The following is a 13,185-nucleotide window of genomic DNA, read 5'->3' on the forward strand; positions in this document are numbered from 1 at the left end:
TTTTGCCCTAAACATCCAGGAAAACGCATTTTCAGCGAAAAAAAAGCCGATAAAAACCTGAAAACCAATCAATCTGTCATGTTTAACTTGACACCCAACCGTCCAATCGTCTTTTATTTTCCCCACCTTGCTCCGCGCCCTCCACATCAAGAAAAAAAGACCGCGCCGCCATCATGCCTGTCCGCCCCTGCCCCCAGGCGCCGCCGTTTCGCCGGCCCCGCCCGTACTGATCACGCGCCCACGCGCGAACCTTCGCTCCGCTATAAAAGGTGAACAACATGGAGCCCATCCGCTCGACCTTGCCGTGCCCGTCGCCCGCTTCGTCCCGCCTTCGCCGGGAGTGCCAGCATGCAGCCTGAGCACCCTGCCAATCGTCACGAGCAGTTTCGCAAGTCCCTGCGCCTCTGGCAGGTGGTGATCATCGGTCTCGCGTACATCGCACCGATGACCGTTTTCGACACCTTCGGCATCGTCTCCGGCATTACCGCCGGTCACGTGCCCAGCGCCTATATCCTGGCCCTGCTGGGTATCCTGTTCACCGCCGTGAGCTACGGCACGCTGGTGCGGCGCTTCCCGGAGTCGGGATCGGCCTACACCTACACGCAACGTGCGATCAACCCGCACGTCGGTTTCCTGGTCGGCTGGTCGTCGCTGCTCGACTACCTGTTGCTGCCGATGGTCAACGCCCTGCTGGCAAAGCTGTACCTGTCGGCAATGTTCCCCGAGGTGCCGGCATGGGTCTGGGTGGTGGCCTTCGTCACCCTGATCAGCCTGGTCAACATGCGCAGCATCAACCTGGTGGCCAACTTCAATACCCTGTTCGTGGCGGCGCAGATCGCGATCATGGCCGTGTTCGTCTACCTCTGCGTGCGCGGCCTGCACCAGGGCGAAGGGCTGGGCACGGCCTGGACGCTGACGCCGTTCGCCGATGAACAGACGCAGTTCAGCGCGCTGGTCGCCGGCGCAACCATCCTGTGCTTCTCGTTCCTGGGCTTCGACGCCGTCACCTGCCTGTCAGAAGAAACCCGCGACCCGGCACGCACCATCCCACGCGCGATCTTCCTGATCGCCCTGATCGGCGGCGTGGTGTTCATCATCATGTCGTTCTTCATCCAGGCGTACTTCCCGACCATGGACCGCTTCCAGGATCATGAAGCGGCCCTGCCGGAAATCGCCCTGTACGTCGGTGGCAAGCTGTTCCAGTCGGTGTTCATCGCCTGCACGGTGATCAACACCATCGCCTCGGGCCTGGCGTCCCAGGCCAGCGTGTCCCGCCTGCTGTTCGTGATGGGCCGCGACGAGGTGATCCCGGCCCGCCTGTTCGCCCGCCTGCACCCGCGCTATCGCACCCCGGTGCTGAACATCGTGGTGGTGGGCGTGATCGCCCTGTCGGCGATCTTCTTCGACCTGGTGACCGCCACCTCGGTGATCAACTTCGGCGCACTGATGGCCTTCAGCTTCGTCAACCTGTCAGTCATCAACCATTGCTATGTTCGCGAACGGCGCAACAAGGGCCTGACCAACAACCTCAAGTATCTGGTGCTGCCGACGATAGGCTTTTGCATCATCGCCGTGCTGTGGATCGACCTGGACGAGCACTCACTGGCGTTCGGCGGCGCCTGGGCCTTGTGCGGCGTGCTGTACCTGGCCTGGCTGACCAAGGCGTTCCGCGTCGCCCCACCAAGCTACGTGGCCGAATGACCCACCCTGCCGACAACGCCCGCGCCTGACCGCGGACGTTGTCTTGATCGAGAAGGAAACGCTCCATGTCGCTGCGCCGTCTCTCCATCCAGTGGAAAATCACCCTGCTTGCCGGGCTGTGCCTGCTGGCGGTGGTCACCTTGCTGGTGGCCACTTCGCTGATCCAATCCCGACGCAGCGCCGAACAGGTGTTCACCGCCAACACCGAACTGCTCGATCAAAGCGCGCGGCAGCGCCTGCAGGCCCACGCCGAGACCCAGTCGCTGCGCATCCAGCGTTATTTCATGGACGCTTATCAGTACGGCAATGGCTTCGCCCGCGTGGTGCAGGTGCTCAGGGCGCGCGGGGGCGACGAGTTGCGCAGCGAGCTGGTGAAGGAAGCCGGTACGGCACTGGCAGGCAACCCTGACCTGATCGGCCTCTACCTGGTGTTTCAACCGGACGCCCTGGAGCACCAGGACGCGCGTTTCAGCGGCCAGGCCGAGCTGGGCAGCAACGAGCAAGGGCGCTTCTCGCTGTACTGGTCGCGCGAAGGCTCAGGCGACGTCGCCTCCGAAGCGATGCCCGAATCGATGCTGGCCGACACCAGCATCGGCGCCAACGGCTCAGCCTACAACCGCTGGCTGACCTGCCCGCTGGAAACCGCCAAGGCCTGTGTGCTCGACCCCTACTTCGACGAAGTCAACGGCCGTCAGGTGCTGATGACCAGCATCGCCCTGCCACTGCTGGAAGACGGCAAGGTGATCGGCGTGGTCGGCCTGGACATCGGCCTGGACAACCTACAGCAACTGAGCCTGGCTGGGCGCCAGGAGCTGTTCGAAGGCCAGGGCCAGGTCAGCATCGTCAGCCCCGTCGGCCTGCTGGCCGGGCACAGCCAGGACGCCAGCCAGTTGAGCAAGCCCCTGGAGCAGGCGCTGGGTGAGGCGGTGCGCGAACTGGTGGCACCGATGCGCACCGGTCAGCCAGTCGAGCGCCAGGAAGGCGGGATGCTGCGCGTCTCCCATCCGTTCGCACCGATCCCTGGCGCCGCGCCCTGGCAGGTGCTGCTGGAAGTGCCTGAAGCGGTGCTGCGCGCCCCCGCCGTGGCGGTCAACCAGCGTCTGGACACCCACAACCAGCAGGCCAACCTCACCAGCCTGCTGATCGGCCTGGTCGCTGCCGTGCTCGGCCTGCTGCTGGTGTGGCTGACCGCCCGCGGCGTGACGCGGCCAATCCTGGCCGTGGCCGAGCGCCTGCGCGATATCGCCAGCGGCGAGGGCGATCTGACCCGACGCCTGGACTACGCCCGCGACGACGAACTGGGCCAGCTGACAGGCTGGTTCAACCGTTTCCTCGACAAGCTCCAGCCGGTGATCGCCCAGGTCAAGGCGTCGCTGCACGAAGCACGCGGCACGGCCGATCAGTCGGCCGCCATCGCCAGCCAGACCAGTGCCGGCATGCAACTGCAGCACCGCGAGATCGAGCAGGTGGCCACCGCCGCCAACGAGATGAGCGCCACAGCGCAGGATGTTGCCCACAACGCTTCGCAGGCTGCCGAGGCTGCGCAAGGTGCCGACCAGGCCAGCCAGGAGGGCCTGCAACTGGTCGCCAGTACCCGCCAGACCATCGCCAACCTGGCCGCGGGCATGGATGCGGCCATGGACGAAGCCCGTTCGCTGGCCGGGCGCAGCGAGCAGATCGGCTCTGTACTGGAGGTGATCCGCGCCATCGCCGAACAAACCAACCTGCTGGCCCTCAACGCCGCCATCGAGGCCGCCCGTGCGGGCGAAGCCGGCCGAGGGTTTGCCGTGGTCGCCGACGAGGTGCGCAACCTGGCCCAGCGCACCCAGGTGTCGGTGGAGGAGATCCGCGTGGTGATCGAAGGCCTGCAGCAAGGCACGCGCGATGTGGTCGATGCCATGCAGGCCGGTCAACGCCAGGCCCAGGACAATGCCCAGCGCATGGACCAGGCGCTCCCGGCCCTGCAACGAATCGGCAAGGCCGTGGCGGTGATCAGCGACATGAACCTGCAGATCGCGTCGGCGGCCGAGGAACAGAGCGCGGTGGCTGAGGAGGTGAACCGCAACGTGGCGGGTATTCGTGATGTGACCGAGTCGTTGTCAGGGCAGGCCGAAGAGTCGGCGCGGATCAGCCAGGCGCTGAACCGCCTGGCCAATCAGCAGCAGGCACTGATGGAGCAGTTCAGGACCTGATCGCCGGTACTGCGCTGTTCTTTTCGCGGGCAAGCCCCCACAGGGTAAGAGCGAGCTTGCCCGCGAAAGGGACACCGCGACATTCACTCCCCGAACACCCGCGAAGGATGGCGCAAGGTCGGATCGAACGGATTGATCCTCGGCCCGATCGCCGTCGTTTCGCGCTTGAGCAACTCGACCACCATCGGCAGGCGCTCCGGCCCCAGCCGGTCACTGATGGTCGCCACGCTCAACGCCGCCACGGCATGGCCATTGCCATCGAGGATCGGCACTGCCAGCCCGGCCATGCCGGGCAGCACGCCGGTATTGCGTGCGGCATAACCCTGGCGCCGCACGTTCTCCACCTCCGCACGCAGGAACACCTCGTCGTACAGGTGAAAATCCCGTAGCCGCGGCAGATTGTTGCGAATCACCGCCTCGCGCTCCTCCTCCGGCAGGAAGGCGAGGATCGCCAGACTCCCCTGCCCCACGCCCAACGCCACACGCCCACCGATATCGCCGGTGAAGGTACGGATCGGATACGGCCCTTCGCTGCGATCCAGACACACCGCATCGAACCCACTGCGCGCCAGCAGAAACAGCGAGTCCCCCAGCGAGGCCGACAGACGCAGCAAGCTGGGCCGCACCAGATCGCGCAGGTTGCCGCTGTTGCCTGCCCGCGCCGCCAGGGCAAAGAACGCCAGGCTCAAACGATAACGCTTGCTGCGCGCCTCCTGCTCGACCATGCCTTCATCCACCAGGCTGCGCACCAGCCGGTGCACGGTCGGCTGCGACAGGCCGACCTGCTCGGCCAGCTCGATCACCCGCATGCCCTCCACCGGCGCCTCGCCCAATACCCGCAGCACCGCGAACAAGCGCGAGACCACACTGACCCCAGGCTCTTCATGATTTCGTTTATCGGAATTCAATTTGTGCTTTTCCTTATCTGAATTTCACTGAGCGAATAAAACTGAAAATAGTGCTCGACTCAGTGAAATTCGCCATTGAGGCCATCCTAGGCTTGCGCCTACTCTGCGTCCACCGGGACAAATCGAACAACACACCGGTGGCCTCGTGAGTATTCATCGGTCCTCGATTTGCCTCCTTGCATCTGCCCCAACAACAAGTGTGCCCGACACGCGACAAAAGACAGGTGGAACGCAGTCATGGCCTTTCTGCAACTGGACAATCTTTGCAAACGCTACGGCGCGATCGACGCCGTGGTCGCCACCAACCTCGCCATCGAACAAGGCGAATTCGTCTCCTTGCTCGGACCTTCAGGCTGCGGCAAGACCACCACCCTGCAGATGATCGCCGGCTTCGTCGACGTCAGCAGCGGCCGCATCCTGCTCGACGGACGCGACATCACCCACGCCAAGCCCAGCAGCCGTGGCCTGGGTGTGGTGTTCCAGAGCTACGCCCTGTTCCCGCACATGACCGTTGCCGACAACGTCGCCTTCGGCCTGCGCATGCGCAAGCAGCCCGAAGCCGAGATTCGCCGCAAGGTGACCGAGGTACTGGCGCTGGTGCGCCTGGACCGGCATGCCGAACGCTATCCACGCGAACTGTCAGGTGGCCAGCGCCAGCGTGTGGCCCTGGCCCGGGCGCTGGTGATCGAACCACCGGTGCTGCTGCTCGACGAGCCACTGTCGAACCTCGACGCCAACCTGCGCGAAGAGATGCAGTTCGAGATCCGCAGGATCCAGAGCGAAGTCGGCATCACCACGCTGATGGTCACCCACGACCAGGCCGAAGCCCTGTCGATCAGCGACCGCGTGGTGGTGATGCAGGCCGGGCGCGTCACCCAGGTCGACGAGCCGTATCGCCTCTACGAACACCCGCGCACCCGCTTCATCTCCGACTTCGTCGGCAAGGCCAACCTGTTGCCCGGCGAGCTGGACGGCGCGGGCCTGCCACAGGTGCAACACAGCCGCGACGCCAGCCTGACCCTGAGCCTGCGCCCGGAAAAGATCGACCTGCTCGACAACGGCGCCGGTCGCCTGCAGGGCCGCATCCTGACCCGCTACTTCCTTGGCAGCCAATGGCTGTACCGCATCGGCACACCGCTGGGCGAACTGACCGTGGTGCGGCGCAACGATGGCAGCGCACCGCTCGGTGAAGGTGTCGATGTCGGCCTGGACTGGCAGCCCGAGCTACTGCGGGTGCTCGCTGCCGACGAGGTGAGCGCATGAACAGCGCCATGCCTGCCCCCGCCACCTGCGCCAGGCAACACCGTGACCTGCGCGGCTACCTGCTGTCGGCGCCGGCACTGGCGCTGTTCGCCGCCCTGCTGGTCGTGCCTCTGCTGCTGACCCTGGTGCTGTCGTTCAATGTGTTCGACTACGAAGTCGGCATCCGCGCCGACCACTGGACCTTCGAGCACTACCTGGCCCTGCTCGGCGACAGCTACTTCCTCGAAATCTTCTGGCGCACCTTCTGGATCAGCGCCCTGGTCACCCTGCTGTGCGTGGTGATCGGCGTACCCGAGGCCTACATCCTCAGCCGCATGGGCAGCCCGTGGCGCTCGATCTTCCTGGTGGTGATCCTCACCCCACTGCTGATCTCGGTGGTGGTGCGCGCCTTCGGCTGGAGCTTGTTGCTGGGCGCCGACGGGCTGGTCAACCACGCGATCCAGGCCCTGGGTGGCGCGCCGATGAAGCTGTTGTACACCCCGTTCGCGGTGATCGTCGCGCTGGTCCACGTGATGCTGCCGTTCATGATCATCCCGGTCTGGACCAGCCTGCAGAAGCTCGACCCCGCCGCCGAACAGGCCGCGCTGTCACTGGGCGCCAGCCAGGCCAAGGTCATGCGCCTGGTGGTGCTGCCGCAAGTGATGCCGGGGGTGCTGTCCGGCACGCTGATCGTCTTCGGCCTGGCCGCCAGTTCCTTTGCCATCCCCGGCCTGCTCGGCGGGCGGCGGCTGAAGATGGTCGCCACGCTGGTCTACGACCAGTACCTGGCCGACCTGAACTGGCCCATGGGCGCGGCCATCGCCATCGCCCTGCTGCTGGTCAGCCTGCTGATCATGCTGTCGTGGAACCGCATGATCGAACGCCGCTACAAGAAATCGCTGGGGTAACTCATGTCCAAGAACGGTCCTCTGGCCCTGACCTTCCACAGCCTGGTGGTGGTCTTCATGCTCGCACCACTGGTGGTGGTGTGCCTGGTGGCATTCACCCCGGAAAACACCTTGAGCCTTCCTACGGCGGGGTTCTCGCTGCGCTGGTTCGAAGCGGTGTTCGAGCGCGCCGACTTCCTCGAAGCCTTCAAAAACAGCCTGCAGCTGGCGTTTCTCGCCGCCAGCCTGGCGACGCTGATCGCAGTGCCGGCAGGGCTTGCGATCACGCGCCTGCAGTTCCCCGGACGCGACTTTCTCAACGTGCTGTTCCTGTCGCCGATCATCATTCCGCACCTGGTGCTAGGGGTGGCGCTGCTGCGCCTGTTCGCCCTGCTCGGGGTCAACGGCAGCTTCACCTGGCTGGTCCTGGCGCACACGGTGGTGATCACCCCTTATGTGCTGCGCCTGGTGATCGCCGCCGCCATCGGCGTCGATCGCAGCGCCGAGCAGGCCGCCGAGTCGCTGGGTGCGAGCCGCTTCACGCTGTTTCGCAAGATCACCCTGCCGATGATCCTGCCCGGTATCGCCGGCGGCTGGCTGCTGGCGTTCATCAACAGCTTCGACGAGGTGACCCTGTCGATCTTCGTCACCTCGCCGGCCACCCAGACCCTGCCAGTGAAGATGTACGTCTACGCCACCGAGTCCATCGATCCGATGATGGCTGCGGTGTCGGCCCTGGTGATCGCCCTGACAGCGGTGACCATGATTCTGCTCGACCGGGTCTATGGCCTGGATCGGGTGCTGGTAGGGAAGCACTGACATGGCCTTGTTCAAACGCCTCGCCGAGCGCCAGCGCCCGGTGCTGGACTTCACCCTCGACGGCGAGCCGGCCTGTGGCCTGCTCGGCGACACCCTGCTGACCGCCATATTGACCAGCGGCGCGCACCTGCGCGGCAGCGACTTCAGCGCCGAGCCGCGCGCCGGTTTCTGCCTGATGGGCGCCTGCCAGGACTGCTGGGTACGGCTGGGCGATGGCCGCCGCGTACGCGCCTGCGCCACCGCGCTGGAAACCGGGCAGCAGGTGCTGCGCGAACCGGGGCGCCGGCCATGAGCGCCGTGGTGATCGTCGGAGCCGGCCCCGCCGGGATCCGCGCCGCGCAGACGCTGGTGGAGCACGGTGTGCATCCAGTCCTGATCGACGAAGCCAGCCAGGGCGGCGGGCAGATCTATCGCCGCCAGCCGGCCAACTTCACGCGACCGGCGCGCCAGCTCTATGGTTTCGAGGCCCGCAAGGCCAGCGCGCTGCACCAGACCCTCGATGCGCTTGCCGGGCAGATCGACTATCGCCCCGGCACCTTGGTATGGAACGCCGAGCACGGCGCCCTGGACACCCTGCGCGACGGCCATGCCGCGCACCTACCCTACCAGCGCCTGATCATCGCCACCGGCGCCACCGACCGGGTGCTGCCGGTGCCGGGGTGGACGCTGCCCGGGGTCTACACCCTGGGGGCCGCGCAGATCGCGCTCAAGCATCAGGGCTGCGCCATTGGCGAGCGCGTGCTGTTTTGCGGCAGCGGGCCATTGCTTTATCTGGTCGCCTACCAGTACGCCAAGGCCGGTGCCAAGGTCCTCGGCGTGCTCGACAGCGCGCCCTTCAGCGCCCAGTGCCGCGCCCTGCCTGAGCTGCTCGAGCAACCGGCAACCCTGGGCAAGGGCCTGTACTACCGCGCCTGGCTCAGCGCCCATGGCGTGCCGGTGCATCAGGGCGCGACGCTGGAACGCATCGAAGGCGGGCAACAGGTGCAACGGGCGGTATGGCGCAAGGGCGATCAGCTACATGACACCGAATGCGATGCGCTGGCCTTTGCCCATGCGCTGCGCAGCGAAACGCAGTTGGCCGACCTGCTCGGCTGCGCATTCGAGTGGAGCACGCTCAACCGGGCCTGGCTGCCGCGCCGCGACCAGGCCGGGCGCAGCAGCGAGCACGATGTCTACCTCGCCGGCGACGGCGCCGGGATCATGGGCGCCGACGCCGCCGAAATGGCTGGCGAACGCGCCGCCCTGGCGGTGCTGCAGGACCTCGGCCAAACCGTCGCCCCCCAGCGTTGCCGCACCCTGGAAAAACGCCTGACGCGCATTGGCCGTTTCCGTGAAGGGCTGGAAGCCGCCTTCCCCTTCCCCGAGCACTGGGCTGAACAGGCACCGGACGATCTGGTGGTGTGCCGCTGCGAAGAGATCAGCGTCGGCGAGCTGCGCGCAGTGGTCGGCGAAGGCCATTGGGAGATCAACCGGGTCAAGGCTCACTGCCGGGTCGGCATGGGCCGCTGCCAGGGCCGCATGTGCGGCGCGGCAGCGGCGGAAATCATCGCCCATTGCAGTGGCAAGGCCCTGCACGAGGTCGGCCGTCTGCGCGCCCAGGCACCGATCAAACCCCTGCCCTTCGGCGTGGAGCATGACGCGTGAGACCGTGGATCGAATCGGAGGTGATCGTCATGGGCGCCGGTATCGTCGGCGCGTCGGCGGCGCTTGCCCTGGCCCGGCGTGGCCATTCGGTAACCTTGCTGGAGCGTGGGTTCTGCGGCGCACAGTCCAGCGGTGTCAACTACGGCGGCGTGCGCCGCCAAGGGCGCAGCCTGGCGCAGTTGCCGTTGTCGCAGCGGGCGCACCAGATCTGGGGCGAACTGCCTGCGTTGATCGGCATCGATGGCGAATACCTGCGCTCCGGGCACCTGAAACTGGCACGCAGCGAGGCCGACTTCGTCGCACTGCAAGGCTATGAAGCGGCCAGCCGCGACCACGGCCTGGACCTGCAACTACTCGACCGCGCCGCCCTGCGCGCCCGCTACCCCTGGGTCGGCGAGATCGCCGTCGGCGCCTCGTACTGCGCCGACGATGGCCACGCCAACCCACGCCTGGTCTCCCCCGCTTTCGCCCGTGCCGCCCGCCAGCAGGGCGCACGGGTCATCGAGCAGGCCGGCGACAGCCGCGTCGAGCATGATGGCCAGCGCTTCATCCTGCACACCCAGAGCGGCCTGCGCCTGCGCGCGCCGTGGCTGCTCAATTGTGCCGGTGCCTGGGCCGCCGATCTGGCGGCGCAGTTTGGCGAGCCGGTGCCGATGGAGTCCGGCCACCCGGCGATGCTGGTCACCGAGCCCTTGCCTTGGGTGATGAATGCCAGCACCGGTGTCGAGGGTGGCGGCATCTATGCCCGCCAGGTCGCCCGCGGCAATTGCGTGCTCGGCGGCGGGCGTGGTTTTGCCCTCGACGCACAACGCGCTCGCCCAGGGCAGTCAGCGGTGCTGGCGATCCTGCGCAACGCCGTCGAACTCTACCCGTTTCTGGCTGGCACCCAGGCGATCCGCACCTGGAGCGGCACCGAAGGCTATCTGCCCGACCACGAGCCGGTGATCGGCGCCAGCACCACCCAACCCGGCCTGTTGCATGGCTTCGGCTTTGCCGGGGCGGGCTTCCAGATCGGCCCGGCGGTCGGCGAGGCACTGGCCGAGCTCGTCTGCGACGGCGCCAGCAGGCAGCCGATCGAGGCATTTTCCATCCGTCGTTTCCAGGTCCGTCACGACCTGGCCTCCAACCACTAAGAGGAAGGTCGCTTTCATGAAACACGTCAAACGTATGCTCGGCACCGGCTTGTCCTGCCTGTCACTGGCCCTGCTCGCCGCCAGCCCCACGCTGCAGGCCGCCACCCCGACCCTGTACCTGGGCATGAACGGCGGCACCATGGAGCGTACCTACGCCGACAAGGTGCTGCCGGCCTTCGAGCAGGCAAACAACGTCAAGGTGGTGATCGTGCCCGGCACCTCGGCCGACCATCTGGCCAAGGTCCAGGCCAACAGCAAGAAGCCGCAGATGCATGTGGTGATGCTTGACGACGGCATCATGTACCGGGCCATCTCGATGGGGTTGTGCAGCAAGCTGCAGCCCAGCGAGGCCTTGTCGCAGATTCCGCAGAAGGCACGCATCAAGGAAGAAGCCGTGGCCGTCAGCCTCGGCGTGACGGGGCTGGCCTACAACACCCGCCTGTTCGAGAAGAACGGCTGGGCCGCGCCAACCTCGTGGAGCGACCTGCAAGACCCGCGCTTCAAGGACAAGCTGGTGTTCCAGTCGCTGGCCTCCTCGACCTTCGGCCTGCACGGCTTCCTGATGTACAACCGCCTCCAGGGCGGTGACGAAAGCAACGTCGAACCGGGCTTCAAGGCCTGGCCCAAGCAGGTCGGGCCGAACGTGCTGGAGTACATCGCCAGCTCGGCGAAGATCTCCGAGATGGTGCAGACCGACGAGGCCGCGTTGTTCCCACTGACGCCCACCCAGGTCACCACCTTGCAGGCCAAGGGTATCCCGGTGGCCTACGCCCAGCCCAAGGAAGGGGCAGTGGTGCTGAACTTCGCCGAATGCGTGGTGGCCAACAACGACCAGCCGGAGCTGGCGCAGAAGCTCGCCGCCTACCTGCTCACGCCTGCGGCCCAAGCCCCGGCGCTGGAGGAAGGCGACCAGATTCCGTCCAACCCCACGACCCCGACCACCGAACGCACCCGCGGCCAGGTCGAGGCGATGCAGCAGTATCAGCAGAGCGCCGTGGTGGTGAACTGGGACGAGGTCAACCAGCAGCGCCCACAGTGGAACGCGCGCTGGAGTCGGTCAATCGAGCGATAGAGCCTCAGCGGCCCTGACGGGCTCTGGCGTATCCGAGGAAGGCGTCCAGGTCAGCGCTGCTGAGCATGCGCGCCACCTGCTTGACCTCTTCCATCGGCCAGTCCCACCAGGCCGCCTCCAGCAAGGCTTCACGCACCGGCTCGTCGAAGCGCCAGCGGATGAACTTGCACGGGTTGCCACCAACCACCGCAAATGGCGGTACATCGCGGGTGACCATCGCCCCGGCGGCAACGATGGCGCCGTGGCCGATGGTGACTCCGGAAAGGATCACCGCATTGGTGCAGATCCAGCAGTCGCTGCCGATCACCACGTCGCCCTTGCTGGGTGCGTAATCCTTGATGTCTTCCAGGCCGTCGATCATTGCCGGAAATGGATAGGTGGTCAGCCAGTCGGTTCGATGCTCGCCTCCCAACAGCACCTGAACACCTGCGGCGATGGAAGTGTAATTACCGATGCGCAGGACGGCATCATCACCAAAATCGGTGACCTCGGGTATACCGTAGCTGCCCACGCCGACCGTGCTACGCGGATAGCGCAGGCGGATCTTCTCCGCCGCACGCTCAAGTTTGTCCATCGCCCGCAGACGCTTGCGTTCGCGGCGCTCGGCCAGGTTCCTGAAGAATTTCACGGCAGGCGCTCCTCGATCGGCATCAACGGTGGAACATCAGGCGCTTGATGCGCTTGAGGGTGGTCTTGTTGTAGTGGCGCAGGGGAATGCTACGCAGCAGATCCCAGGCGTAGGCCTTGTCGGCAACCACGGCATACTTGAGCGCCTTGTGCACCAGCACCGAACGCCCACGGGCATAGCCCGGATACTGCTGGTAGGGCGCGATGGCCTTGAGATCGGCCTCCAGCAGCACCTTGAACTTGCGCGACAGGTTGTTGGGGTGGCGGCGGTAGCGGGTGACGCACACCGGCAGCTCGTGGATCTCGTAGCCCTGGGCAGCAATGCGCAAGGTCATCTGGAAATCCTGGACCTTGATGGCCGGGTCGTAGAAATCAGCCGCGCGCATCGCTTCCATCCGGTACAGCGAGCCGGGCGCGCCGACGACCACTGCGTCACGCAGGATCTCGGCGAAATCGAAGGTCTTGATTTCGGTGCGTTGCTGCGCCTTGATGTCGCGGCCTTCGGTGTCCATGTAGACGATCAACGCACCGACACAACCGACCTTTGGGTGGGCGTCCAGATAGGCGGCGCGAACACTCAGGGAGTTCGGCAGCATGATGTCGTCGAGATCGGGGGTCGAGACATAGACCCCACGGGCATGCTGCAGGCCGGTATTGAGCGCACCACTGACCCCTTGGTTGGCCTGGGTCAGCAAGGTGAAATCGTAGGTCGATTGCAACGCGCGGAGCATCTCGACGCTTCGGTCGCTGGAGCCGTCGTCGACGATGATGACTTCGAAGTTCGGGTAGTCCTGGGCAAAGATGCTCGCCAGTGCCGCCTCCAGGTACTTCTCGGCGTTGTAGCAGGGGGCGACGACCGAGATCAACGGTGCCTCAGTGCTGGAAGTACATCCTTGCGTCATCGTACTGGCAAGCCTCTGTGCGTGATCCGTGAGCGGGTCGCAGGGTTCAGCCCTGTAC

11 protein-coding genes and 2 pseudogenes are annotated in these 13,185 nt (G+C 65.8%); 10 read left to right on the top strand and 3 right to left on the bottom strand.

Annotated elements, in window-relative coordinates:
• The first annotated feature begins 348 nt into the window (after positions 1–348).
• From AC2CGW_RS03000 to AC2CGW_RS03010, 3 genes and pseudogenes are all read left to right on the top strand, one after another.
• On the top strand, positions 349–1,701 hold the full coding sequence (locus tag AC2CGW_RS03000; protein WP_186667155.1) for an APC family permease: 1,353 nt from the start codon (positions 349–351) through the stop codon (positions 1,699–1,701).
• A 284-nt stretch (positions 1,702–1,985) separates the two neighbouring features.
• A pseudogene (locus AC2CGW_RS03005) lies at positions 1,986–3,035 on the top strand (methyl-accepting chemotaxis protein); the annotation flags it as partial.
• A 267-nt stretch (positions 3,036–3,302) separates the two neighbouring features.
• Positions 3,303–3,893 (top strand): annotated as a pseudogene (locus AC2CGW_RS03010) (methyl-accepting chemotaxis protein); the annotation flags it as partial.
• An 83-nt stretch (positions 3,894–3,976) separates the two neighbouring features.
• On the opposite strand, the gene AC2CGW_RS03015 reads toward AC2CGW_RS03010, so the two are convergent.
• The gene (locus AC2CGW_RS03015) at positions 3,977–4,801 is read right to left on the bottom strand and encodes an IclR family transcriptional regulator (RefSeq protein WP_186667157.1); all 825 of its coding nucleotides are present in this window, start codon (positions 4,799–4,801) and stop codon (positions 3,977–3,979) included.
• Between the two features lie 237 nt (positions 4,802–5,038).
• Between AC2CGW_RS03015 and AC2CGW_RS03020 the strand changes: the two genes are divergently transcribed.
• From AC2CGW_RS03020 to AC2CGW_RS03050, 7 genes are read left to right on the top strand one after another with little or no spacing between them, the layout of a single operon-like run.
• The gene (locus AC2CGW_RS03020; RefSeq protein ID WP_186709568.1) at positions 5,039–6,064 is read left to right on the top strand and encodes an ABC transporter ATP-binding protein; all 1,026 of its coding nucleotides are present in this window, start codon (positions 5,039–5,041) and stop codon (positions 6,062–6,064) included.
• Positions 6,065–6,072: 8 nt separating this feature from the next.
• On the top strand, positions 6,073–6,951 hold the full coding sequence (locus tag AC2CGW_RS03025) for an ABC transporter permease (RefSeq protein WP_484573682.1): 879 nt from the start codon (positions 6,073–6,075) through the stop codon (positions 6,949–6,951).
• A 3-nt stretch (positions 6,952–6,954) separates the two neighbouring features.
• A complete protein-coding gene (locus AC2CGW_RS03030) occupies positions 6,955–7,749 on the top strand; it encodes an ABC transporter permease (RefSeq protein WP_186667159.1) in 795 nt (264 codons plus the stop codon).
• Position 7,750: 1 nt separating this feature from the next.
• Positions 7,751–8,041: a (2Fe-2S)-binding protein gene (locus AC2CGW_RS03035; RefSeq protein ID WP_186718935.1), complete on the top strand. Its 291-nt coding sequence runs from the start codon at positions 7,751–7,753 to the stop codon at positions 8,039–8,041.
• Entirely contained in the window at positions 8,038–9,393 is a 1,356-nt protein-coding gene (locus AC2CGW_RS03040) for an FAD/NAD(P)-dependent oxidoreductase (RefSeq protein WP_186709571.1), read from the top strand. Before AC2CGW_RS03035 ends, AC2CGW_RS03040 begins: the two co-directional genes overlap by 4 nt.
• 29 nt (positions 9,394–9,422) lie before the next feature.
• Positions 9,423–10,526: an NAD(P)/FAD-dependent oxidoreductase gene (locus tag AC2CGW_RS03045; RefSeq protein ID WP_484573683.1), complete on the top strand. Its 1,104-nt coding sequence runs from the start codon at positions 9,423–9,425 to the stop codon at positions 10,524–10,526.
• Between the two features lie 16 nt (positions 10,527–10,542).
• Positions 10,543–11,598, top strand: coding sequence for an ABC transporter substrate-binding protein (locus AC2CGW_RS03050; protein ID WP_186709573.1), 1,056 nt, complete (start codon positions 10,543–10,545; stop codon positions 11,596–11,598).
• A 4-nt stretch (positions 11,599–11,602) separates the two neighbouring features.
• Here the strand turns inward: AC2CGW_RS03050 and AC2CGW_RS03055 are convergent, their stop codons facing one another.
• Together AC2CGW_RS03055 and AC2CGW_RS03060 are read right to left on the bottom strand one after the other, a co-directional pair.
• A complete protein-coding gene (locus AC2CGW_RS03055; protein WP_054890988.1) occupies positions 11,603–12,172 on the bottom strand; it encodes a CatB-related O-acetyltransferase in 570 nt (189 codons plus the stop codon).
• Between the two features lie 76 nt (positions 12,173–12,248).
• On the bottom strand, positions 12,249–13,127 hold the full coding sequence (locus tag AC2CGW_RS03060) for a glycosyltransferase family 2 protein (RefSeq protein ID WP_484573530.1): 879 nt from the start codon (positions 13,125–13,127) through the stop codon (positions 12,249–12,251).
• Between the last annotated feature and the right edge of the window lie 58 nt (positions 13,128–13,185).

It is taken from the genome of Pseudomonas sp. SYWMCR5, from assembly GCF_057197165.1.

Excerpts from the sequence above, each read along its gene's own strand:
- AC2CGW_RS03000 (WP_186667155.1), top strand. The coding sequence starts at position 349 with ATGCAGCCTGAGCACCCTGCCAATCGTCACGAGCAGTTTCGCAAGTCC.
- AC2CGW_RS03020 (WP_186709568.1), top strand. The coding sequence starts at position 5,039 with ATGGCCTTTCTGCAACTGGACAATCTTTGCAAACGCTACGGCGCGATC.
- AC2CGW_RS03025 (WP_484573682.1), top strand. The coding sequence starts at position 6,073 with ATGCCTGCCCCCGCCACCTGCGCCAGGCAACACCGTGACCTGCGCGGC.
- AC2CGW_RS03030 (WP_186667159.1), top strand. The coding sequence starts at position 6,955 with ATGTCCAAGAACGGTCCTCTGGCCCTGACCTTCCACAGCCTGGTGGTG.
- AC2CGW_RS03035 (WP_186718935.1), top strand. The coding sequence starts at position 7,751 with ATGGCCTTGTTCAAACGCCTCGCCGAGCGCCAGCGCCCGGTGCTGGAC.
- AC2CGW_RS03040 (WP_186709571.1), top strand. The coding sequence starts at position 8,038 with ATGAGCGCCGTGGTGATCGTCGGAGCCGGCCCCGCCGGGATCCGCGCC.
- AC2CGW_RS03045 (WP_484573683.1), top strand. The coding sequence starts at position 9,423 with ATGGGCGCCGGTATCGTCGGCGCGTCGGCGGCGCTTGCCCTGGCCCGG.
- AC2CGW_RS03050 (WP_186709573.1), top strand. The coding sequence starts at position 10,543 with ATGAAACACGTCAAACGTATGCTCGGCACCGGCTTGTCCTGCCTGTCA.
- AC2CGW_RS03055 (WP_054890988.1), bottom strand. The coding sequence starts at position 12,172 with ATGGACAAACTTGAGCGTGCGGCGGAGAAGATCCGCCTGCGCTATCCG.
- AC2CGW_RS03060 (WP_484573530.1), bottom strand. The coding sequence starts at position 13,127 with ATGACGCAAGGATGTACTTCCAGCACTGAGGCACCGTTGATCTCGGTC.